The sequence below is a fragment of the Paraburkholderia sp. LEh10 genome, assembly GCF_017814945.1.
Lineage (GTDB): Bacteria > Pseudomonadota > Gammaproteobacteria > Burkholderiales > Burkholderiaceae > Paraburkholderia.
The window spans coordinates 52,323-72,596 of the sequence record NZ_JAGIPX010000004.1 but is presented as its reverse complement, the minus strand read 5'-3'; the positions used below and the strand labels follow the sequence as shown (position 1 = coordinate 72,596).

Genomic DNA, 20,274 nt, shown 5'->3' with positions numbered 1-20,274 from the left:
GCTCGTAGCATCCCGCACTTCGACTGGCAGCGTGCTGACTTTGCTCGTTGCCAACGCGCTGACTAACCCTCACCCACTTCATGCGCTCGCACAACGGCTAACCATCCCTGATGTTTTATCGCCCTTTTGCGGCAAACATATGTTGGTTGTCGCGCCTCGCATGGCAGCGCCCGCACCGAGCAGGCATGTCGCGCAGCGAAGGTGCTCTGATAGCGCGAAGGCCTGCATAGGTTTGCCGCATAGGGGCGCTGGATAATCGAAGGCGTGGTTTGCAACGTAGGTGCACGAAGCGGGTGAGGCGCCAGTCAGTGCGCTGGCAACGGGCAAGGTCAGCACTTAGTGGTGCGAAGTACGGGGACGTCGAGAGCCCGTGGATAAACGTCAGCATTGGCGGTGTGAGCGGCTTTCTTTGCTTACTTTCTTTGCCGCGGCAAAGAAAGTAAGTGCCGCCCCGCACAGGGGCAACGCCCGCGCCGCGAGGCGCTATCGCGGATGCCAGCGGCAGCGGCAAACCAGACCGCTATCACGGATGCCAGCGGCAGCGGCAAACCAGACCGCTATCGCGGATGCCAGCGACAGCGGCAAACCAGACCGCTATCGCGGATGCCAGCGGCAGCGGCAAACCAGACCGCTATCGCGGATGCCAGCGGCAGCGGCGCAAACCAGACCGCTATCGCGCATGCCAGCGACAGCGGCAATGCAGACCGCTATCGCGGATGCCAGCGGCAGCGGCAAACCAGACCGCTATCACGGATGCCAGCGGCAGCGGCAAACCAGACCGCTATCACGGATGCCAGCGACAGCGGCAAACCAGACCGCTATCGCGGATGCCAGCGACAGCGGCAAAGCAGACCGCTATCACGGATGCCAGCGACAGCGGCAAACGAGACCGCATCACGCAATGCCCGCGCAAACGCAAACCAAACCAACGCCGTCGCAGACAAAAAAATAGAAGAGCAATCCGACAGCAGGACACCCGACGATGACGTCTGACCGACCAAGGCTTCCCCGGCATCGCCGGGTGCCGCTGCGGACCCCACTTGCCGCTCTCAGCCCAGAGCGGCATGATTTGCCCGATCCGATGCGTGCCGCGCGCCGGACCGGGCGCCCCACTTGTGCGCTGCCGTGAATCACACACGGCAGCTGTCGTTGCGTCGAAGAACCTCGCCGCTTATGCAGCCTTCTGATCAGCAGCGGGCGACTGCGCGATTTCGAAGTTCGCCATGATTTCGAGCGCGCGGACCATCGCCGAGTGATCCCATGCCTTGCCGCCGTTCGCCGCGCACACGCTGAAGAGCTGTTGTGCGCTCGCCGTGTGCGGCAGCGCGATGCCGAGCTTGCGCGCGCCGTCGAGCGCGAGGTTCAGGTCCTTCTGATGCAGCTCGATCCGGAAGCCCGGGTTGAACGTGCGCTTCGTCATGCGCTCGCCGTGCACCTCGAGAATCCGCGACGACGCGAAGCCGCCCATCAGCGCCTTGCGCACGCGCTCCGGATCGGCGCCCGAACGCGCGGCGAATAGCAGCGCCTCCGCGACGGCTTCGATGTTCAGCGCGACGATGATCTGATTCGCGACCTTGCAGGTCTGTCCCGCCCCGTTGTCGCCGATCAGCGAGATGTTCTTGCCCATCAGGTCGAACAGCGGCTTCGCGAGATCGAAGGCTTTTTGCGGGCCGCCGACCATGATCGTCAACGTCGCATCGCGTGCGCCGATTTCGCCGCCCGAGACGGGCGCGTCCAGATAGTCGCAGCCCAGCTCGTTGATCTTCTTCGCGAACGCCTGCGTGTCGAGCGGCGAGATCGAGCTCATGTCGATCACGAGCTTGCCCTTCGTCAGGCCCTTCGCGACACCGTCATCGGCGAACAGCACGTTCGCGACGTCGGGCGTGTCCGGCACCATGATCACGACGATGTCGGCTGCTTGCGCGACAGCTGTCGAATCGGCGACCACGGTGGTCGTTTTGGCTAGATCGTCCGGCACCGGGTACGCGCCGTTGACGAACAGCGAGTGGCCGCCCTTGATGAGGTTGCGCGCCATGTGCGCGCCCATGATGCCGAGGCCGATGAAACCGATCTTTGCCATTGCGTGAGTCTCCAGGTAATGAAGTTCGAAAAATGTGCTCGCTTGGCGCCGCAAGTCGTCGCTATCGCGAAGTCAGATGGGGCGGTCAGGCCGACGCATGCGCGCGCTTCACGCCCGCGACGCTTTCGAGCCAGCCCAAGCCTTCCGCTGTCGTCGTGCGCGGCTTGTACTCGCAGCCGACGTAGCCCTGATAGCCGAGCGAATCGAGCAGATCGAACAGGAACGGATAGTTGATTTCGCCTGTGCCCGGCTCGTTGCGGCCGGGGTTGTCGGCGAGCTGGATGTGAGCGATTTGCGCGAAGTGCTTCTTGATCGTCGCGGCGAGTTCGCCTTCCATCCGTTGCATGTGATAGATGTCGTATTGCAGGAACAGGTTGTCGGAACCCACGGCCTGAATCACGTCGAGTCCTTCCGACGAGCGGTTCAACGCGAAGCCCGGAATGTCATACGAGTTGCACGGCTCGACGAGCAGCCGGATGCCTTCCTTCTTCAACGCGGCGGCAGCGAAGCGCAGGTTGTCGACGATCGTCGCGCGGGCCTTGTCGGCATCGACGCCCTTCGGGATGCCGACGAGGCAGTTCAGTTGCGGCACCTTCAGCGCCTTCGCGTATTCGATTGCGCGGCCGACGCCCTCCTGGAACTCGCCCACGCGATCAGGCAGCGAAGCGATGCCGCGTTCGCCCGCTTCCCAGTTGCCGGCGGGCAGGTTGTGCAGAACGAGCTTCAACTGGTTCTGCTCGAGACGCTCCGACAGTTCGCCGATCTGATACGGATAGGGGAACAGAAATTCGACAGCGTTGAAGCCCGCTTCGGCGGCCGCCGCGAAGCGGTCGAGGAAGGGCACTTCGTTGAATAGCATCGTGAGATTCGCGGCAAATTTCGGCATGTCTGTTTTTCTCTCTGGTCGGTCAAATTGAAAAGCGTGAAAAGCGTGAAAAGCGTGGCGCGGGCGGATGCGCTTCGTTCGAAGCACGTCCGCCCGGATCAAGCGCAGACGGCGGATGCGTCGCTCAGTCGAGCAGGCTGACTGCGCTCGGCGCGTCGGCGCGCGTCACGGCGAGATCTTCGAATTCGTTGATCGCGTCGATTTCGGTGCCCATCGAGATATTCGTCACGCGCTCGAGGATCACTTCGACGATCACGGGCACATTGAACTCGGAGAGCATCGACTGTGCTTTTTCGAGCGCGGGTTTGATCTCTTCAGGCTTGAACACGCGGATCGCCTTGCAGCCAAGGCCCTCGGCCACCGCGACATGATCGACGCCATAGCCTTCGACTTCCGGCGCGTTGATGTTGTCGAACGCGAGCTGCACGCAGTAGTCCATGTCGAATGCGCGCTGTGCCTGGCGGATCAGGCCCAGATACGAGTTGTTCACGACGACATGGACGTACGGCAGCTTGAATTGCGCGCCCACGGCCAGCTCCTCGATCATGAACTGGAAGTCATAGTCACCCGACAGCGCGACGATGGGACGCTGCGGATCAGCAGCGCGCACGCCGAGGGCAGCGGGAATCGTCCAGCCGAGCGGGCCGGCCTGGCCGCAGTTGATCCAGTTGCGCGCCTTGAACACATGCAGGAACTGCGCGGCGGCGATCTGCGACAGACCGATCGTGCTCACATAGCAGGTGTCGCGGCCGAACACCTGGTTCATCTCTTCGTAGACGCGCTGCGGCTTGATGGGGACGTTGTCGAAGTGCGTCTTGCGCTGCAGCGTGCGCTTGCGCGCCTGGCACTCTTCGACCCATGCGCTGCGGTCCTTCAGCTTGCCCGCTGCCTTCCATTGCTTCGCGACTTCGACGAAAAGCTCGAGCGCGGCCTTCGCATCGGACACGATGCCGAGGTCCGGGCCGAACACGCGGCCAATCTGCGTCGGCTCGATATCGACGTGCACGAACTTGCGGCCCTTCGTGTAGACGTCGATGCTGCCCGTGTGACGGTTCGCCCAGCGGTTGCCGATGCCGAGCACGAAGTCGGACGCGAGCATCGTCGCGTTGCCGTAGCGGTGCGACGTCTGCAGGCCGACCATGCCCGCCATCAGCGGGTGATCGTCGGGAATCGCGCCCCACGACATCAGCGTCGGGATCACGGGCACGCCGACCGTTTCGGCGAACTGCACGAGCAGGTCTTCAGCGGCTGCGTTGAGCACGCCGCCGCCCGAGACGATCAGCGGTTTGGCCGAATCGTTGAGCAGCGTAAGCGCGGCTTCGATCTGCTTGCGGGTCGCAGCGGGCTTGTAGAGGGGCAGCGGCTCATAGGTGTCGATGTCGAACTCGATTTCGGCGAGCTGCACGTCGATGGGAAGATCGACCAGCACGGGGCCCGGACGGCCCGAGCGCATCAGGTGGAACGCCTGCTGGAACACGCGCGGCACGAGGGCGGGCTCGCGCACCGTGACGGCCCACTTCGTCACGGGCTTCGCGATCGATTCGATATCGACGGCCTGGAAGTCTTCCTTGTACAGACGCGCGCGCGGCGCCTGGCCCGTGATCGCGAGGATAGGAATGGAGTCGGCGGAAGCGGAGTAGAGGCCCGTGATCATGTCGGTGCCGGCGGGGCCCGACGTGCCGATGCACACGCCGATGTTGCCTGGCGCGGCGCGCGTGTAGCCTTCGGCCATGTGCGATGCCCCTTCGACGTGGCGCGCCAGCACGTGACTGATGTTGCCCGCCTTGCGCATGGCCGAGTAGAACGGATTGATCGCGGCGCCCGGAACGCCGAAAGCCGTGTCGATGCCTTCTTTTTCGAGCACGAGCACTGCTGCGTCGACGGCTCTCATCTTGGCCATGTGTGTCTCCTGAAAGTCTGGAATGCCGGTGGGGCGTGAATGGGTGTTGGACACACTTTAAGACTGCATCTAAGGTTTGATAAGATCAGTCAAGGTCGCTTATTCCAAAACAAAAAGTATGGAATGCAATTTGCGCGCGATCACCGCGCGAGCACGGGAGACGCCCGCCGGACGGGGCGCTCGATGGGACGGGAGAGAGAGAGATGGACCGCTTCAAGCAGATCGAAACGTTCGTGCGCGTCGCCGACGCGGGCAGCCTCGCATCGGCGGCGCTGGAAGAGGGCGTGTCGCCCGTCATTCTCGGGCGGCGCATCGATGCGCTCGAAAAGCGTCTCGGCGTGAAACTGATGTACCGTTCGACGCGGCGGCTCGTCGTCAGCGAAGAGGGCGCGGCGTTTCTCGAACGCTGCCGGGGCCTGCTCAGCGAATGGGACCAGGCGGAAAACGAACTGATGGCGGGGCGGCGCTCCGTCAACGGGCATCTGATCGTGTCGGCGCCCGCCGCATTCGGGCGCAAGCACGTCGCGCCGCTCGCGCCTGATTTCATGAAAGACAAGCCCGAGTTGCAGGTCTCGTTCAATCTGACCGACCGTGTCGTCGATCTGGTGCGCGAAGGCTATGACCTGTCGATCCGCATCGGTGGGGCCGTCGATCCGAACTTCGTCGCCGTGAAGCTCGCGACAAACCGGCGCGTGGTGTGCGGCACGCCCGAATACTTCCGCAAGCACGGCAAGCCGAAGACGCTCGAAGATCTGCCGGGCCACAACTGTCTTGCGTTCAACCTGCAGGGCGGCCAGAACCGCGGCTGGTACTTCCGGCGCAACGGCAAGCTGACGACGGTGCGCGTCGGCGGCACACTCGATTGCAACGACGGCGAGCTGCTGCACCGCTGGGTATCCGAAGGGCTCGGCCTCGGCTGGCGCTCGACGTGGGAGATCGATCAGCAGCTCGCGCGCGGCGAGCTCGAAACGGTGCTGGACGAATACGCGCTGCCTGATTACGACATCCTCGCCGTGTATCCGCAGCAGCGCTATGTGCCCGCAAAAGTGCGCTATTTCATCGATTATCTGAAAGACGTCTATGCGCGGCCGGATTATTGGGCGAATGCGTCGTGACGATTCGCGATATCTAACCCACGACGATCGTCCCGTTCATTGTCTCGTGCCCCGATCCGCAGAATATGTCGCACAGAAAATCGACGGTGCCCGCCGCTCCCGCTTGGGCCGGCACGCGCACGACGGCGCCTGGCGGCACATCGGCGCGCACGTTGTACTGCGGGATCGCGAAACCCATGACGGTGTCCTGCGCGGTCAGCTCGAACACGACCTGTTCGTGCGGCGCGAGCTTGATCTGGTTCGGCGTGAAGACGAACCTGCGCGCGTGAACCGTGATGACGCGCGGCTCGGCGGCGCGCGCGTCGAAGCGGCCCGCGACGGCCAATACCGCGCCGAGCGCGGCGAGCGTGAAGAGGCGCCTGCGCTTGCGTTCGATCGTAAAAGCCTGCATGGCGGTCTCCCTGTTATGACGTCCTGATCGGCATTTCATCGAGCGCGAGCGCGCCCGACGTTCTCGCGACTTCCACCTGCCGCCAGCCCGGCCCGCGATACGGCGCCGATGCGTCCCACGGCACGGGCAGCTTCTTCGCCTGCGACATCGCGGGCGGCAGCGGGAACATCAGCGAGCGCGCCGCGTGATGCGCGATGCTGCCCGTCAACATATGGTGTTCCTGGTGGATATGTCCGTAGAACACCGTGACGTTCTTGCGGCGGCTCAGCACGTCGATCACCTGCGCGCCGTCGCGCGTCGCCCAGTCCCATTGCGGCGCGAGATCGAAGAGCGGCCGGTGCGTGAAGACGACGATGCGCGCGTCCTGCGGCTGACGGTCGACATCGGCGGCGAGCCACGCGATCTGCTGCTCGCCGACGCGGCCCGCCGGGTCCGATACGTTGTCGAGCGTGATGAAATGCACGCCCTTGTGATCGAACGTATAGTGCGTCTGCCCGAAGTGCTCCTTGTAAGCGGCGCCCGCATCGAGACTTGCGTCGTGCTCGCCCGGCATCAGATAGAGCGGTTTCACTTTCAATTGCGCGACGATCTGCTGGAACTGGCGCATGCGCTCGTGACGTACCGCGGTGTCGTCCGTGGTGTGCGTGAGATCGCCCGTGAAGATCACGAAATCGGGCGGCGAGGGCAGCGCGTTGACGGCGGCGATCGCCTTCGGCAGCGTGCCCTTCGGGTCGGGATTGACGCCGGGGCCTTCGAAACCCCAGTGCGCGTCGGACAACTGGACGAAATAGAAATCGTCGTCGCGTCCATAGGTGAAGCCGGGCAGCGCCGACGCGAACGCCGCGCCGCCGACGGCCGCGAGCCGCAGGAAATCGCGGCGCTTGAGGCATTGCAGAGTGCTTTGCATGGTTGTCCTCGCGAGTGAAAGACTCGTTTGCGATACCGCGAGGCCATGCTTCCTATTCCCGGATTTTATTTTTTGCGGTGCGCGCGAAAGGCGGGAATAAACTGGATTTCAGATGAGTTTTGCAGCCGTGAAGTCTGGGCGAGCCTGGAGGCGATCGGTGAGTGAGACGGGAAAAGTCGCTGGAGGCGATGCGCGCGCCGAGGCGGTGCGCAGTCTGCGTTTTCAGCAGATGGCGCTGCCGCATCTCGATGCCGCGTACAACCTCGCGCGCTGGCTGTGCGGCAACGGGCACGACGCCGACGACGTCGTGCAGGAAGCGTTCATGCGCGCGTTCCGCTTTTTCGACACGTTCCACGGCGAGACGGCGCGCCCCTGGCTGCTCGCGATCGTGCGGCGCACGTGGTACACGGAATGGCGCAGGCGCTCGGGCGGCGTGAACGCGACCGTCGAGTTCGACGAGAACCTCGATGACGAGACGTTCGAAGGCTGGAGCGGGAGCTCGCCGGACCCCGAGGCGCTGATGATCCGCGACGAAGACACGCGGCTCGTGCACGAGGCGCTCGAACAGTTGCCCGTCGAATATCGCGAGGTGCTGATTTTGCGCGAACTGGAGGAGTTGAGTTACCGCGAGATCGCGACGATTGCGGATCTGCCCGTGGGCACCGTGATGTCGCGGCTCGCGCGAGGGCGCCGGAAACTCGCGACGGCGATCACGTCGTTGCAAGCGAAGGGGAGCGCGCGGCAGGCGAGCGGCGCGCGCGATGGAGGCGCTGTGCAGCGCGCGCCGGACGGGGGCGACGATGTGTCGGGGGCGCGGCCCGCCGTGCGCGCGTCGGCCCGGACAGTTCGTCCGGCGCGTGACGGCAGCGCTGCCGAAGGGCCGCCCTCAGGCGGTCCCGCATCCGACCCCACGAGAAAGACGGCAAGCGGCTGGATGTCGCACGCTCCCGGCGCGTTGCCGGGTGGTATCGCACAGGAGGCGCCAGATGGACTGTAACGAAGCACGGCCGCTTCTCGATGCGAATGCGGACCATGAACTCACGCCGCCGCAATCGCGCGACGTGCAGCGGCATATCGAAACCTGCGATGCTTGCCGAAGGGAGAGCGAAATGGTGCGGGCGATGAAGGGCGCGGTGCGCTCGGCGACCTATCATCGCGCGCCGGACGATCTGCGCGCCCGGATCATGGCGGCGCTGCCGCCCGCCGACTTCGCCGAACCCGAGGAGAGGGCGCGCGAACGCATCGGGCGATCAGAGCCGCGCGCGAGGCAACGCAAAGGCTGGCTCGACTGGCTGCGGCTGCCGCAGGGCCAGGGCGGCGGCTTCGGGTCGCTGGCGGGTGCAGGCGCAGGGGGAGCGCACGTAGGTGCCGCCTGGCGCGGCGGTCTCGCGCTGGCGTTGTGCGCGCTCGTCGCGGCGGGCATTGCGGTGAGCCTGCATCGCACGGGCGAGCCGCTGCCGCTCGTCGACGAACTGGTGGCGAGCCATGTGCGCGCACAACTGTCGGGACACGATATCGATGTCGTGTCGTCGGATCAGCATACCGTGAAGCCCTGGTTCAACGGCAAGCTCGACTACGCGCCGCCCGTCGAGGATCTGGCCGCGAGCGGGTTTCCGCTGGCGGGCGGGCGGCTCGACTATGTCGGGCACCGGCGCGTCGCCGTGCTGACCTACCGGCATGCGAAACACGTGATCGACGTCTACGTGTTCCCCGAGGACGACCGGTCGGCGGGCAAACCCGGCCCGGCACTCGTGCGCGACGGGTATTCCGTCGCACGCTGGCGCGACGACGGCATGATGTGGTGGGCCGTGACGGACGCCGCGCCGGAATCGCTGGGCGCGCTGCAGGCCGCGCTGACGGCGCGGCTGCACGGTGCCGACCCCGGCACGCCTTATTCGGGAAGTTGAGCCGGATCGGACACTGCCACCGCGGGCCGAACGCCGTTCGAGCCCATCGGGCGACGCCGCAAGTCGCCCCGAGCCAGCCTTAAGTCGTTGAAAATACACCCGAATCAGTCCCGCACTTCAAGCTTTATCTTGCAAGTCGGGCCGATTCGGGTTATATTCTTCGGCTTCTCACTTGCCGCACCGGTTCCGACGCCCGGGTGGCTTCAATCCACAAGGAGTGTGTAATGCGTCATTACGAAATCGTCTTCATCGTGCACCCCGATCAGAGCGAGCAAGTGCCCGCGATGATCGAGCGTTACAAGTCCACGATCACGTCGCACGGTGGCCAGATCCACCGTATCGAAGACTGGGGCCGTCGCCAACTGGCCTACATGATCGAGAAACTCGCGAAGGCTCACTACGTCTGCATGAACATCGAATGCGACCAGACTACGCTCGACGAGCTGGAACACGCGTTCAAGTTCAACGACGCCGTTCTGCGTCACCTCATCGTCAAGATGAAGAAGGCCGAAACCGGCCCGTCGCCGATGATGAAGGAAGTGCAGCGCGAAGAAGCCAAGAAGGCGGCTGCAGCGCAGTCGACCGAAGCGCAGGCTTAAAGCAGAACCATTAAGCCATCAGGGTCACGCGCCGCTCTCGTCAACAAGGTTCGTAAAAGGAATCGATGAATCGGCTGCAACTCACGGCAAGCGTCGTGGAACGCGAACCGGTGCGGTACACCCCCGCCGGCGTTCCGATTGCAGGCTGTACGTTGCAACACCGCACGCAGGTCGTCGAAGCGGGCATCGCCCGAACCGTCGAGCTGACCATGCAGGCGGTCGCGGCCGGCGAGGCGAGCGGCAGGCTGGAGCGGGTTGAGATGGGCGTCGAAACGCTCTTCACCGGCTTCCTGGCGAAGAAAAGCCGCAACGCGAGAACTCTGGTGTTTCACATCACAGAATTGCAGGACATTGGAAAGGACTGAACATGCCCCGCCCGACTGGTAAGAAATTCGACAAGCGTCGTCAGCAACAAAACCCGCTCTTCAAGCGCAAGAAGTTCTGCCGTTTCACGGCAGCTGGTGTCGAACAGATCGACTACAAGGACATCGATACGCTGAAGGACTTCATCGGCGAAAACGGCAAGATCACGCCGGCACGTCTGACGGGTACCAAGGCCCACTATCAGCGCCAGCTCGACACGGCGATCAAGCGCGCGCGTTTCCTCGCGCTGATGCCGTACACCGATCAGCACAAGGCCTAACCCGACGACGTCACAAGGAGCATCCGAATGCAAATCATTCTTCTCGAAAAAGTCGTGAACGTCGGCAACCTGGGCGACATCGTCAAGGTCAAGGACGGCTATGCACGTAACTTCCTGATCCCGAACAAGAAGGCTCGCCGCGCCACGAAGGAAGCGATCGCCGAATTCGAAGTTCGCCGCGCAGAACTGGAAAAGCTCGCTGCTGAAAAGCTGACGGCTGCTCAGGCTCAAGGCGAAAAGCTGGCTGGTCTGACGGTTCAGATCGCGCAGAAGGCAGGGGTGGACGGCCGTCTGTTCGGCTCGGTCACGAACGCGGACATCGCCCAGGCGCTGTCCAAGCAGGGCTTCGAAGTGGAAAAGGCGCAAGTGCGTCTGCCGGAAGGCCCGCTGAAGCTGGTCGGCGATCATCCCGTGCACGTTTCGCTGCACACGGACGTCACGGTTGACGTCACGGTGTCGGTACTGGGCGAGCACGTCTAAGTCGTCGCTAGGACAAGAAGTAGAGTCGCCAGGAAATTTCTGGCGATGAAGGGCAGGGGCCGGGAAACCGGCCTCTGCCTTTTTTATTCCGCGCAACAGCCGTTAACCCGCCTGATGCGTCGCGTTTTCGGCGCTTTGCCGCTGTCCCACTTTGCCCGATAATTCCACCCCATGAACGCACCGTCGAAAGATCCTCAAATCGAGTCGCTGAAGGTCCCGCCCCATTCCATCGAGGCCGAGCAATCGGTGCTGGGCGGCCTGCTGCTCGACAACGGCGCATGGGACCGCATCGCCGACTTCCTCTCGCAAAGCGACTTCTACCGCTACGACCACCGCATCATCTTCGAGCACATCGGCAGGCTGATCGCGGCGACGCGCCCCGCCGACGTCGTGACCGTCTATGAAGCGTTGTCGACGTCGGGCAAGGCGGACGAGGTGGGCGGGCTTGCGTACCTGAACGCGCTCGCGCAAAACACGCCGAGTGCCGCGAACATCCGGCGTTATGCCGAAATCGTGCGGGATCGCGCGGTGCTGCGGCGTCTCGTGTCGGTGGCCGATGAAATCTCCGCCGATGCCTTCAATCCGCAAGGCAAGGAAGTCCGGCAGCTGCTCGACGAAGCGGAATCGAAGGTCTTCTCGATTGCGGAAGATGGCGCGCGCGGCACGCAAGGCTTCCTCGAGATCGGTCCGCTGCTCACGCAGGTCGTCGAGCGCATCGACACGCTGTACCACACGGCCAACCCGAGCGACGTGACGGGCACACCGACGGGCTTCGTCGATCTCGACCGGATGACGTCGGGCATGCACGGCGGCGAACTGATCATCGTGGCGGGGCGTCCGTCGATGGGTAAGACGGCATTCTCGATGAACATCGGCGAGTACGTGGCTGTCGAGTACGGGTTGCCCGTCGCGGTCTTCTCGATGGAAATGCCCGGCACGCAGCTGATCATGCGTATGCTCGGATCGGTCGGCCGGCTGGACCAGCACCGCATGCGCACGGGCCGACTGACGGACGAGGACTGGCCGAAGCTCACGCACGCCGTCCAGAAAATGAGCGAAGCGCAGATCTTCATCGACGAAACGGGCGGCCTCAACCCGATGGAGCTGCGCTCGCGCGCGCGGCGTCTGTCGCGTCAATGCGGCAAGCTCGGCCTCATCATCATCGACTACCTGCAGCTGATGAGCGGCTCCTCGACGGGCGAAAACCGCGCGACGGAAATCTCGGAAATCTCGCGTTCGCTGAAGAGCCTCGCCAAAGAGCTCGACGTTCCCGTGATCGCGCTGTCGCAGTTGAACCGTGGTCTGGAACAGCGCCCCAACAAGCGCCCCGTGATGTCGGACCTGCGCGAATCGGGTGCAATCGAACAGGACGCGGACGTGATCCTGTTCATCTATCGCGACGAAGTCTACAACCCCGACAGTCCTGACAAGGGCACCGCGGAAATCATCATCGGCAAGCAGCGTAACGGCCCGATCGGGCCCGTTCGCCTCACATTCCACGGTCAATTCACGAAATTCGACAACTTTGCTGGTCCGCAGAACTTCTACGGCGGCGAGTAGCACAACGAGGCGCAAACGGTAAAACCCGGCTGCGCTTGCCGTTGCGCGCGTGCCAAAAGGAGCATCGCGCGCAATACCCGAAAGGGCATGGAACGGTACAATATTGCGGCTTTATGACAGCCTCACCGTGACCACTTTCTGGGAACCCAATGTTCGGTCGATTCATGCCCACTGAGGGCAATTTTTTTGAAATCTTCAACGCTCACGCGAAGCACATCGTCGCGGGCAGCCGCGAGCTCGAACTGTTGATCGATAACCTCGGCGACGCCGATGTCCACAAGCAAAACGTGCAAACGGCCGAAAAAGCCGCCGATAAACTCACGCACGAAACCATCGATCTGCTGCACAAGACTTTCATCACGCCGCTGGACCGCGACGAGATCCACAAGCTGATCACCACGATGGACGACATCCTCGACCTGATGGAGGACGTCGCCACGGCCATTTCCCTCTACGACGTGCAAGCCGTCACGTCGGAGGCGAGCCAGCTCGCGCATATTTCGACGAAAACCTGCGAACGCGTGCAAGCTGCCGTCGGCATGCTGTCCGACATGAAGCAGGCGCGCGACATTCTGAAAGCCTGCGAAGACATCGACCGTCTGGAATCGGAAGCCGATCGCGTGCTGCGTGCGGCGATGTCGAAGCTTTTCCGCGAAGAAGACGACGTCAAGACGCTGATCAAACTGAAGGCGATCTACGAGCTGCTCGAAGCCATCACGGACAAGTGCGAGGACGTGGCGAACATCATCGAAGGCATCGTGCTGGAAAACGCGTAATGCATTCGATACAACTCGCCATCTGGGCGGTCGCGACGCTCGTTGTCGTCGCGCTCGTCTTCGACTTCATGAACGGCTTCCATGACGCGGCGAATTCGATCGCCACCGTCGTCTCGACGGGCGTGCTGAAGCCGCAACAGGCCGTCGCGTTCGCGGCCGCGTTCAACGTCATCGCCTATTTCATCTTTCACCTGAAGGTCGCGCAGACGGTCGGCAAAGGCACCATCGATCCCGGCATCGTCGACCATTACGTCGTATTCGGCGCGCTGGCGGGCGCGATCGGCTGGAACATCGTCACGTGGTACTACGGTATTCCGTCCAGTTCGTCGCATGCGCTGATCGGCGGGCTGGTGGGCTCGGCGCTCGCCAAGTCCGGCTGGAGCGCGCTCAACTGGGAAGGGCTGCTGAAGACCGTCACGTTTATCTTCGTGTCGCCGCTGCTCGGTTTCGTGCTCGGCTCGTTCTTCATGCTGCTCGTCTCGTGGATCTACTTCCGCACGCCGCCCAGCAAGGTCGACAGGCGCTTTCGCCGGTTCCAGCTGCTGTCGGCGGGACTGTACAGCCTCGGCCACGGCGGCAACGATGCCCAGAAGACCATCGGCATCATCTGGATGCTGCTGATCGCAACGGGCTACGCGTCGGCCACGGCCGATGCGCCGCCGCTGTGGGTGATCGGCGCGTGCTATGTGTCGATGGGGCTCGGCACGCTGTTCGGCGGCTGGCGGATCGTGCGCACGATGGGCCAGAAGATCACGAAGCTCAAGCCTGTCGGCGGCTTTTGCGCGGAGGCGGGCGGCGCGATCACACTGTTCGTCGCGTCGTTCCTCGGCATTCCCGTTTCGACCACGCACACGATCACGGGCGCGATCGTCGGCGTTGGCGCGACGCGGAAGCTGTCGGCTGTGCGCTGGGGTGTCGCCGGCAATATCGTGTGGGCGTGGGTGCTGACGATTCCGGCGTCCGCGGTGCTCGCGGCGGCCGGCTGGTGGTTCGGCCACCGCTTCCTCTAACGTATCGAAAGCGGCGCGCCGCTCAGATCAGCGGCGCGCTGCCTCCATCCATCGGGACGATCGCGCCCGTCACATAGCTCGCGCGGCGGCTCGCCAGGAACAGCGCGACGTCCGCAATCTCCTCCGGTTTCGCGAAGCGTCCGAGCGGCACGCGCGCTTGGCCGCGCGACAGCGCCTCGGCGGGCTCGATGCCTTCGCGCGACGCTTCCAGTTTCAGCGCTTCCTCGACGCGCTCGGTCAGCGTCGCGCCCGGATTGATCGCGTTGATGCGTATGCCATAACGCGCGTAGTAGTGGGCGAGGCCCACCGTCGCGAGCATCAGCGCCGCGTTCGCCGCGCCGCCTGCGATATGAATGTCGCTCGCGATCTTGCCGCCCATCCCGATGATATTGACGATCGTTCCGGGTTCCTTTGCCTCGCCGGATTTCACGCGCTCGGTCATGCGCTTGAGCACTTCCTGCTGCGGGTAGATGTACGGGAAGTACTTGGCTTCCATCGTCGCCTTGAACGCGTCGGCGTCGAGCGTTTCGGGATCGTAGCGGCGCGCGGCGCCCGCGCTGTTGACCAGAATGTCGATGGGTCCGACGGCGCCCGTCGCTTCCTCGACGACGTCGGCGGCGCTGTGCGGCTCGTGCAGATCAGCGCGCGTCAGATGGACGTGCAGCCCTTCGCTCGACAGCTGCTCTCGTGCGCGCGCGAGATTGGCGGGATCGCGCGAGACGATCGCGACCTTCGCGCCTTCCATCGCGAAAGCCCGCGCGCATGCGAGTCCGATGCCCTTGCTGCCGCCCGTTATCAGGACCACTTTGTTCTTGAGTCCGAGATCCATCGTCGTCACCCGCCGTTAGGGAAATATTGAGATACCGTCAAAAGATAGCAGAGGCGCGCCGCGGCGGGTGGCGAATCGGGCTCGACGGCGAGTTGACGATGTCGGGGGCCGCGCCAGAAGGCTGATGACCGCTATGCGCGTCGCGGGATCAATAGCTGCTGCTGGCGAAGCCCGCGATCGGGTCGTCGTTGGTGTGCGTGGGGGCGGGAACGGGGCGCGACCCCGTCGACGCGCGCATGATCTGCACGCCGCCCGAGTCGGGCGACGACTGCGCCTGACGGGCCTGGCGCGCGGCCACGGCGGCGGGTGGAGGCGGCTCGTAGGCATCGGCCGCGGCGTCGATGGGATCGGCGGCTTGTGAAGTCGCGGGGCCGTAGACGCGTGCCGTCGACGCAAGCGGGATCTGCAAGTCCGCCGCCGACCCCGCGGGCGAGGCCGTCACCGTCGGCGATACCGCGCCCGCTCTGCGCGCTTGCATCTGCGCGGTGCTGGTGCCGGCAGGCGGCGGCTCGAATGGGTCCGCGGTGGCGGCGGCCGTCGCCGTGGGCACGGAAGTGCCGGCATTTTCGAGCGGCGTCGGCTGCGTGCGAGCGGGCGCTGGCCTCGGCGCAGCGGCGGTCGCAGCGGCGGGCGCCGCTGACGCCGGTGCCGCCGCCTGGTAGCCGGGCGCGTCGAACGGCGTGGTCGTCGGCTTGCCCAAGGCGGGCGCAACCCGGCGAATGCCGTCGAAACGCTTCGCCCAGTAGGGATTGGTCAGATAGTCGAGCCGCACGGTGCCGCCCGTCGAAGGCGCGTTGACGAAGCGCAGCTTGCCGACGTAAATGCCGACATGCGAATGCGGCCGTCCCGTCGTGTTGAAGAAAATCAGGTCGCCGGGCGCGACTTCGTCCGGATCGACGGATTCGCCGCGCGAACTCATGTCGGCCGTCGTGCGCGGCAGGTTCACGGAAGCCGCGCGCTGGACGACGTAATGAACGAGGCCGCTGCAATCGAAGCCGCTATCGGGCGTATTGCCGCCCCATCGATACGGCACGCCGACAAGGCTCATCGCCTGAATCGAGATTTCCTCGCGCCCGATGCTGTGATCGACGAAGTTGGGAAAGCCCGGGGGCGTCGTGCGATACGCGCCGCCCGACGATGCATACGATCCGCCCGAGCCGCGCACGGTCTTCTGCGGCGCGCCGGAGCAGGCGGCGAGCAGGGCGACGACGAACAGTGACAGCGCGAGGCGGAACATGCAAGCGAACGCGAGCAACGACGCCCGCCAGAAGCCGGTGATGCCCGATGGTAGCCCGTGTGACGGGGCTCCCGCAAGAATTCCTGAAGAGCTACTTGAACTTTACGCGCTAAATGTCACTTTTTGCGACCGGATCGATTAGGCGGGAAGCTGGCCCGCAAATAAAAAGCCGCATCCGGCGCGACTACCGGATGCGGCTTGAGAAGCCAATAAAAGCGCGTCAGAGAATGTCGGACGCGTAATCCGCTAGCCGCGAGCGCTCGCCGCGCGCGAGCGTCACGTGGCCGCTGTGCGCCCAGCCCTTGAAGCGATCGACGACATACGTGAGACCCGAACTGCCTTCCGTCAGATAAGGCGTGTCGATTTGCGCGATATTGCCGAGACAGATGATCTTCGTGCCCGGACCTGCGCGCGTGACGAGCGTCTTCATTTGCTTCGGCGTCAGGTTTTGCGCCTCATCGATGATCAGATACTTGTCGACGAACGTGCGGCCGCGCATGAAGTTCATGCTCTTGATCTTCAGACGTGAGCGGATCAGTTCCTGCGTGGCCGCGCGGCCCCATTCGCCGGCGGCGTCGTCCGTCTTCTGCAGCACTTCGAGGTTGTCGTCGAACGCGCCCATCCACGGCTGCATCTTTTCCTCTTCGGTGCCGGGCAGAAAGCCGATGTCCTCGCCGACGGGCACCGTCGCGCGCGTCACGATGATCTCGTTGTAGCGCTTGTCGTCGAGCACCTGCGCGAGGCCCGCCGCCAGCGCGACGAGCGTCTTGCCCGTGCCCGCCTGACCGAGCAGCGTGACGAAATCGATCTCGGGATTCATCAGCAGGTTCAGCGCGAAGTTCTGCTCGCGATTGCGCGCCGTGATGCCCCACACGTTGTTCTTGTGATGGCCGTAGTCGCGCAGCGTCTGCAGCAGCGCCGTCTTGCCGTTCAGCTCACGCACGATCGCGTGGAACGCCGGTTCGCCGTTCTGCGGCTCCAGATAGACGAACTCGTTGACCAGCATCGACGCGCACAGCGGACCCGTCACGCGGTAGTACGTGGTGCCCGTCTTCGTGTCCTGCCAGCTCTCCATGTCCTTCGCGTGCTTCGTCCAGAAGTCGGGCGGCAACTGGCGGATGCCGGAGTAGAGCAGGTCCTTGTCTTCGAGGACCTGGTCGTTGAAGTAGTCTTCAGCGGGCAGGCCGAGCGCGTGCGCCTTGATGCGCATGTTGATGTCTTTCGACACCAGCACGACCTGGCGGTCCTGACGGTCGCGCTGCAGCGCGCGCACGACGCCGAGAATCTGGTTGTCGGCCTTGCCTTGCGGCAAGCCTTCGACGGGCTCGATATGGGTGAGCTTCGTCTGGAAGTAGAGGCGTCCCAACGCTTCGCGGCTGCCAAGGCGCGAGAGCGAAATGCCTTCGGACATTTCGCCCGCATTCGCCACCAGCGAGTCGAGCGTGCGGCTCACCTGACGCGCATTGCGCGCGACTTCCGACATGCCCTTCTTGTGATTGTCGAGTTCTTCCAACGTCATCATCGGCAGATAGACGTCGTGTTCCTCGAAGCGGAAGAGGCAGGTCGGGTCGTGCATCAGCACGTTGGTGTCGAGCACGAAGAGCTTGCGCACCTCGACCTGCGCGCCCTTGGTCGTACGTTTTTTCGTGCCGGCGCGCGTGGGCGTGGCGGCGGTTGCTTGCGCATCGGCCTCGGCGGAACCCTTGCCGCGGCGCGCGACGATGGGCGCGGCTTCAGCGCTTTCATCAGCGACGGACGGCACCGGCTGCAGCAGTGCAGCCGTCTGCTTCGCCTTGCGGCTGCGGGACGGCGGAGCTTCCGTGACTTCGGCGACTTCCGCGGACGCGGCCAGATGGGGGACGGAACGCAGGGTCGTCGCGGCGTTGGCGGCGTGCGTCATCGGTGCGGCGACATTGGTGCGGCCATATTCGGCCGATGCGGCTTGCTCCCCTTCGTGCGCCTGTTTTCGGGCAGGCTTTGCAGGCGTGGCTTTCGCCTTGTATTCATCAGGCGGCAACAGATTGCCGAGCTTGCTGGGTGGGGTAGGCAAAGGCATGGTTTCCCTCGAGTAAAGCGGGTCACAATTCTTCGCCGCCTGCCGCAAACTGTCGTGCGTCGTGTGCTCGCAATTTGCGTCCGGTGGCGCGTGTCGGATTAGTAATGCCGGTTCGCCTGGTTTTCGATCGGCTCCTTGACGAAAGTGCGTTGCGAACGATGCGAGCAACTGCGCGCAATTAAAAAAGCCGCCGGCCCGACAAACGGGGCAGGCGGCTCGACTTCGGTCATCGCATTGCGCCTCGTGCTTCGCGTCATGGCCGGACTGTCAGCGGCGACAAAGACGCGATTTGCAGCGCAACTGCGGAAAAAAGTATGTGAACAGGCACTCATTGCGGCCCAATATAACGCGCCTCAAAGCGCTTGTACAGACTCCAGAATGTCCTCGACGTGGCCGGGCACCTTGACGCCGCGCCACTCGCGGCGCAACACGCCTTCGCCGTCGATGACAAACGTGGAGCGCTCGATTCCCCGTACTTCCTTGCCATACATTTTCTTCATTTTCATGACGCCGAAGAGCGTGCACAGCGTTTCGTCCGGATCCGATACCAAGGTAAACGGCAGTTCGAGCTTGGCCTTGAAGTTATCGTGCGAGCGGACGCTGTCGCGCGACACGCCGATGATCTCCGCGCCCGCCTTCCTGAACTTCGGATAGAGGTCGCGAAACTGGAGGCCTTCTGTGGTGCAGCCCGGCGTGTTGTCCTTCGGGTAGAAATATACGACGACCTTCTTGCCGCGCAGGCTGGACAGCGTGAAGTCGCCGCCCGTCGCGGGGGCGGTGAAGTCGGGAACGGGTTGATCGACTGCGATGGGCACGAGGGTCCTCCGGTTGTTATCGGTGTCGGCGGCAGCGCTGGCCGCGCGCCTGTACTTTTTCTTCGGGGTTGCTTGGGGTGGTTCCCGGGGCGTGCTGCTCGGCCGAACAGGTGCCGGTGCGCATCGGGCGCGACGGCCGCACAATGCGGCGCACCACATGGCGCATCGTACGGCCCGGCGCGCGGCTAGTCGGGTTGAACGATCAACTCGCCGGAACGTCCCGGGATTTCGCCCCACGTCACAGGGTACGACGGCAGTGTGTCACGGTCTAGCGTGGCGTGGTAGTCGCCCATCGTCGCGAACGTGTGGCCTTGTGTGCGCCAGCCGGCGAGCAGTTGCTCGAACACGGGCGCGAGCTTCTGGCCTTCGAGCTCCGCGTGCAGCGTGAACACCTGGTCGTGCGGATTGTTCGCGGTGCGCTTCAACATCCACGCGGCGACATTGTGCGTGTCGATGCCGTCGATGCCCAGCACTTCGTCGAGCGTCGGCAGCGTGGTCGGCATCTGCACATGTGACAGCGTGCGGCCGCCGACGACGGGAAAGTACGGCGCATGCCCCCGCCCGTCGGACGCGTACTGCATGCCCCACGCGTCGATCTGCTCGAACGCGTGGCCGTTCATCTGCCAGCCGGCCGCGCCGTGCGTGACGGGCGGCATGCCGAAGATATCGACGAAGCGGTCATGGCTCTTCTGCATCTGCGCGACCGTCCAGTCGCGCGGACGCGAACGCACGTTGTCCTGCCAGTACACGTGATCCCACGTGTGGATGCCGCATTCGAAACCGGCTTCGTGGATCGCGCGCATCTGCGAGCGGGCGCGTGCGCCGATGTCCGGGCCGGGCAGCAGCACGCCGTACATCAATTGCTTGACGCCGTAGTGCTCGATGACCGACGTGCGCGACACCTTCTTCAGAAAGCCCGGCCGCAGCACGCGCCGCATCGCCCAGCCGGTGTGATCGGGGCCGAGGCTGAAGAGGAACGTGGCGCGCGCCTTGTAGCGGTCGAAGATACGCGCGAGATTCGGCACGCCTTCACGCGTGCCGCGCAGCGTGTCGACGTCGATCTTCAGGACGATCAGAGCCAAG

General features: G+C 64.1%; 20 protein-coding genes. 10 read left to right on the top strand and 10 right to left on the bottom strand.

The window, feature by feature from the left end; all coding sequences use genetic code 11:
- Positions 1-1,171: 1,171 nt before the first annotated feature.
- The 3 genes from J8I87_RS04535 to gcl form a co-directional block, all read right to left on the bottom strand.
- Entirely contained in the window at positions 1,172-2,080 is a 909-nt protein-coding gene (locus tag J8I87_RS04535; protein ID WP_209930258.1) for a 2-hydroxy-3-oxopropionate reductase, read from the bottom strand.
- Positions 2,081-2,165: 85 nt separating this feature from the next.
- Entirely contained in the window at positions 2,166-2,966 is an 801-nt protein-coding gene (gene hyi, locus J8I87_RS04530) for a hydroxypyruvate isomerase (protein ID WP_209930257.1), read from the bottom strand.
- A gap of 124 nt (positions 2,967-3,090) precedes the next feature.
- Positions 3,091-4,866, bottom strand: a complete 1,776-nt coding sequence (gene gcl / locus J8I87_RS04525; protein WP_209930256.1) for a glyoxylate carboligase — start codon at positions 4,864-4,866, stop codon at positions 3,091-3,093.
- Between the two features lie 203 nt (positions 4,867-5,069).
- Here gcl and J8I87_RS04520 point away from each other — a divergent pair, with 203 nt between their 5' ends.
- Positions 5,070-5,981, top strand: a complete 912-nt coding sequence (locus tag J8I87_RS04520; protein ID WP_209930255.1) for a LysR family transcriptional regulator — start codon at positions 5,070-5,072, stop codon at positions 5,979-5,981.
- A 13-nt stretch (positions 5,982-5,994) separates the two neighbouring features.
- Here J8I87_RS04520 and J8I87_RS04515 read toward each other — a convergent pair whose 3' ends face one another.
- Together J8I87_RS04515 and J8I87_RS04510 are read right to left on the bottom strand one after the other, a co-directional pair.
- Positions 5,995-6,372, bottom strand: coding sequence for a cupredoxin domain-containing protein (locus tag J8I87_RS04515; RefSeq protein ID WP_209930254.1), 378 nt, complete (start codon positions 6,370-6,372; stop codon positions 5,995-5,997).
- A 13-nt stretch (positions 6,373-6,385) separates the two neighbouring features.
- Complete coding sequence (locus J8I87_RS04510) at positions 6,386-7,279, bottom strand: metallophosphoesterase family protein (protein ID WP_209930253.1); 894 nt, start codon at positions 7,277-7,279, stop codon at positions 6,386-6,388.
- A 157-nt stretch (positions 7,280-7,436) separates the two neighbouring features.
- Here J8I87_RS04510 and J8I87_RS04505 point away from each other — a divergent pair, with 157 nt between their 5' ends.
- The 9 genes from J8I87_RS04505 to J8I87_RS04465 all read left to right on the top strand — a co-directional run bounded on the left by J8I87_RS04505 (position 7,437) and on the right by J8I87_RS04465 (position 14,254).
- On the top strand, positions 7,437-8,276 hold the full coding sequence (locus tag J8I87_RS04505) for an RNA polymerase sigma factor (RefSeq protein ID WP_313063820.1): 840 nt from the start codon (positions 7,437-7,439) through the stop codon (positions 8,274-8,276).
- Positions 8,266-9,186 carry an anti-sigma factor family protein gene (locus J8I87_RS04500; protein WP_209930251.1) on the top strand — a complete coding sequence of 307 codons (921 nt, stop codon included), beginning with the start codon at positions 8,266-8,268 and terminating at the stop codon, positions 9,184-9,186. The genes J8I87_RS04505 and J8I87_RS04500 overlap by 11 nt, the downstream gene beginning before the upstream one ends.
- A gap of 224 nt (positions 9,187-9,410) precedes the next feature.
- The gene (gene rpsF / locus J8I87_RS04495; protein WP_087735835.1) at positions 9,411-9,785 is read left to right on the top strand and encodes a 30S ribosomal protein S6; all 375 of its coding nucleotides are present in this window, start codon (positions 9,411-9,413) and stop codon (positions 9,783-9,785) included.
- A gap of 65 nt (positions 9,786-9,850) precedes the next feature.
- A complete protein-coding gene (gene priB, locus J8I87_RS04490) occupies positions 9,851-10,150 on the top strand; it encodes a primosomal replication protein N (protein ID WP_054926851.1) in 300 nt (99 codons plus the stop codon).
- Positions 10,151-10,152: 2 nt separating this feature from the next.
- Entirely contained in the window at positions 10,153-10,428 is a 276-nt protein-coding gene (gene rpsR, locus J8I87_RS04485) for a 30S ribosomal protein S18 (RefSeq protein ID WP_012400321.1), read from the top strand.
- 27 nt (positions 10,429-10,455) lie between these two features.
- The gene (gene rplI, locus J8I87_RS04480; RefSeq protein ID WP_209930250.1) at positions 10,456-10,908 is read left to right on the top strand and encodes a 50S ribosomal protein L9; all 453 of its coding nucleotides are present in this window, start codon (positions 10,456-10,458) and stop codon (positions 10,906-10,908) included.
- Between the two features lie 171 nt (positions 10,909-11,079).
- The gene (locus J8I87_RS04475) at positions 11,080-12,468 is read left to right on the top strand and encodes a replicative DNA helicase (RefSeq protein ID WP_209930249.1); all 1,389 of its coding nucleotides are present in this window, start codon (positions 11,080-11,082) and stop codon (positions 12,466-12,468) included.
- A gap of 149 nt (positions 12,469-12,617) precedes the next feature.
- Positions 12,618-13,244 (top strand): DUF47 domain-containing protein, encoded by a 627-nt coding sequence (locus J8I87_RS04470; RefSeq protein WP_209930248.1) that lies wholly within the window; start codon positions 12,618-12,620, stop codon positions 13,242-13,244.
- Entirely contained in the window at positions 13,244-14,254 is a 1,011-nt protein-coding gene (locus tag J8I87_RS04465; protein WP_209930247.1) for an inorganic phosphate transporter, read from the top strand. The genes J8I87_RS04470 and J8I87_RS04465 overlap by 1 nt, the downstream gene beginning before the upstream one ends.
- A 22-nt stretch (positions 14,255-14,276) precedes the next feature.
- Here the strand turns inward: J8I87_RS04465 and J8I87_RS04460 are convergent, their stop codons facing one another.
- The 5 genes from J8I87_RS04460 to J8I87_RS04440 all read right to left on the bottom strand — a co-directional run bounded on the left by J8I87_RS04460 (position 14,277) and on the right by J8I87_RS04440 (position 20,273).
- Positions 14,277-15,083: an SDR family NAD(P)-dependent oxidoreductase gene (locus tag J8I87_RS04460; RefSeq protein ID WP_209930246.1), complete on the bottom strand. Its 807-nt coding sequence runs from the start codon at positions 15,081-15,083 to the stop codon at positions 14,277-14,279.
- A gap of 148 nt (positions 15,084-15,231) precedes the next feature.
- Positions 15,232-16,320: a C40 family peptidase gene (locus tag J8I87_RS04455; protein ID WP_209930410.1), complete on the bottom strand. Its 1,089-nt coding sequence runs from the start codon at positions 16,318-16,320 to the stop codon at positions 15,232-15,234.
- A gap of 220 nt (positions 16,321-16,540) precedes the next feature.
- On the bottom strand, positions 16,541-18,376 hold the full coding sequence (locus tag J8I87_RS04450; RefSeq protein WP_209930245.1) for a PhoH family protein: 1,836 nt from the start codon (positions 18,374-18,376) through the stop codon (positions 16,541-16,543).
- A 353-nt stretch (positions 18,377-18,729) separates the two neighbouring features.
- Entirely contained in the window at positions 18,730-19,191 is a 462-nt protein-coding gene (locus J8I87_RS04445) for a peroxiredoxin (protein WP_209930244.1), read from the bottom strand.
- 185 nt (positions 19,192-19,376) lie between these two features.
- On the bottom strand, positions 19,377-20,273 hold the full coding sequence (locus J8I87_RS04440; RefSeq protein WP_209930243.1) for a polysaccharide deacetylase family protein: 897 nt from the start codon (positions 20,271-20,273) through the stop codon (positions 19,377-19,379).
- Position 20,274 lies beyond the last annotated feature (1 nt).

Excerpts from the sequence above, each read along its gene's own strand:
- J8I87_RS04535 (WP_209930258.1), bottom strand. The coding sequence starts at position 2,080 with ATGGCAAAGATCGGTTTCATCGGCCTCGGCATCATGGGCGCGCACATG.
- hyi (WP_209930257.1), bottom strand. The coding sequence starts at position 2,966 with ATGCCGAAATTTGCCGCGAATCTCACGATGCTATTCAACGAAGTGCCC.
- gcl (WP_209930256.1), bottom strand. The coding sequence starts at position 4,866 with ATGGCCAAGATGAGAGCCGTCGACGCAGCAGTGCTCGTGCTCGAAAAA.
- J8I87_RS04520 (WP_209930255.1), top strand. The coding sequence starts at position 5,070 with ATGGACCGCTTCAAGCAGATCGAAACGTTCGTGCGCGTCGCCGACGCG.
- J8I87_RS04515 (WP_209930254.1), bottom strand. The coding sequence starts at position 6,372 with ATGCAGGCTTTTACGATCGAACGCAAGCGCAGGCGCCTCTTCACGCTC.
- J8I87_RS04510 (WP_209930253.1), bottom strand. The coding sequence starts at position 7,279 with ATGCAAAGCACTCTGCAATGCCTCAAGCGCCGCGATTTCCTGCGGCTC.
- J8I87_RS04500 (WP_209930251.1), top strand. The coding sequence starts at position 8,266 with ATGGACTGTAACGAAGCACGGCCGCTTCTCGATGCGAATGCGGACCAT.
- rpsF (WP_087735835.1), top strand. The coding sequence starts at position 9,411 with ATGCGTCATTACGAAATCGTCTTCATCGTGCACCCCGATCAGAGCGAG.
- priB (WP_054926851.1), top strand. The coding sequence starts at position 9,851 with ATGAATCGGCTGCAACTCACGGCAAGCGTCGTGGAACGCGAACCGGTG.
- rpsR (WP_012400321.1), top strand. The coding sequence starts at position 10,153 with ATGCCCCGCCCGACTGGTAAGAAATTCGACAAGCGTCGTCAGCAACAA.
- rplI (WP_209930250.1), top strand. The coding sequence starts at position 10,456 with ATGCAAATCATTCTTCTCGAAAAAGTCGTGAACGTCGGCAACCTGGGC.
- J8I87_RS04475 (WP_209930249.1), top strand. The coding sequence starts at position 11,080 with ATGAACGCACCGTCGAAAGATCCTCAAATCGAGTCGCTGAAGGTCCCG.
- J8I87_RS04470 (WP_209930248.1), top strand. The coding sequence starts at position 12,618 with ATGTTCGGTCGATTCATGCCCACTGAGGGCAATTTTTTTGAAATCTTC.
- J8I87_RS04465 (WP_209930247.1), top strand. The coding sequence starts at position 13,244 with ATGCATTCGATACAACTCGCCATCTGGGCGGTCGCGACGCTCGTTGTC.
- J8I87_RS04460 (WP_209930246.1), bottom strand. The coding sequence starts at position 15,083 with ATGGATCTCGGACTCAAGAACAAAGTGGTCCTGATAACGGGCGGCAGC.
- J8I87_RS04455 (WP_209930410.1), bottom strand. The coding sequence starts at position 16,320 with ATGTTCCGCCTCGCGCTGTCACTGTTCGTCGTCGCCCTGCTCGCCGCC.
- J8I87_RS04450 (WP_209930245.1), bottom strand. The coding sequence starts at position 18,376 with ATGCCTTTGCCTACCCCACCCAGCAAGCTCGGCAATCTGTTGCCGCCT.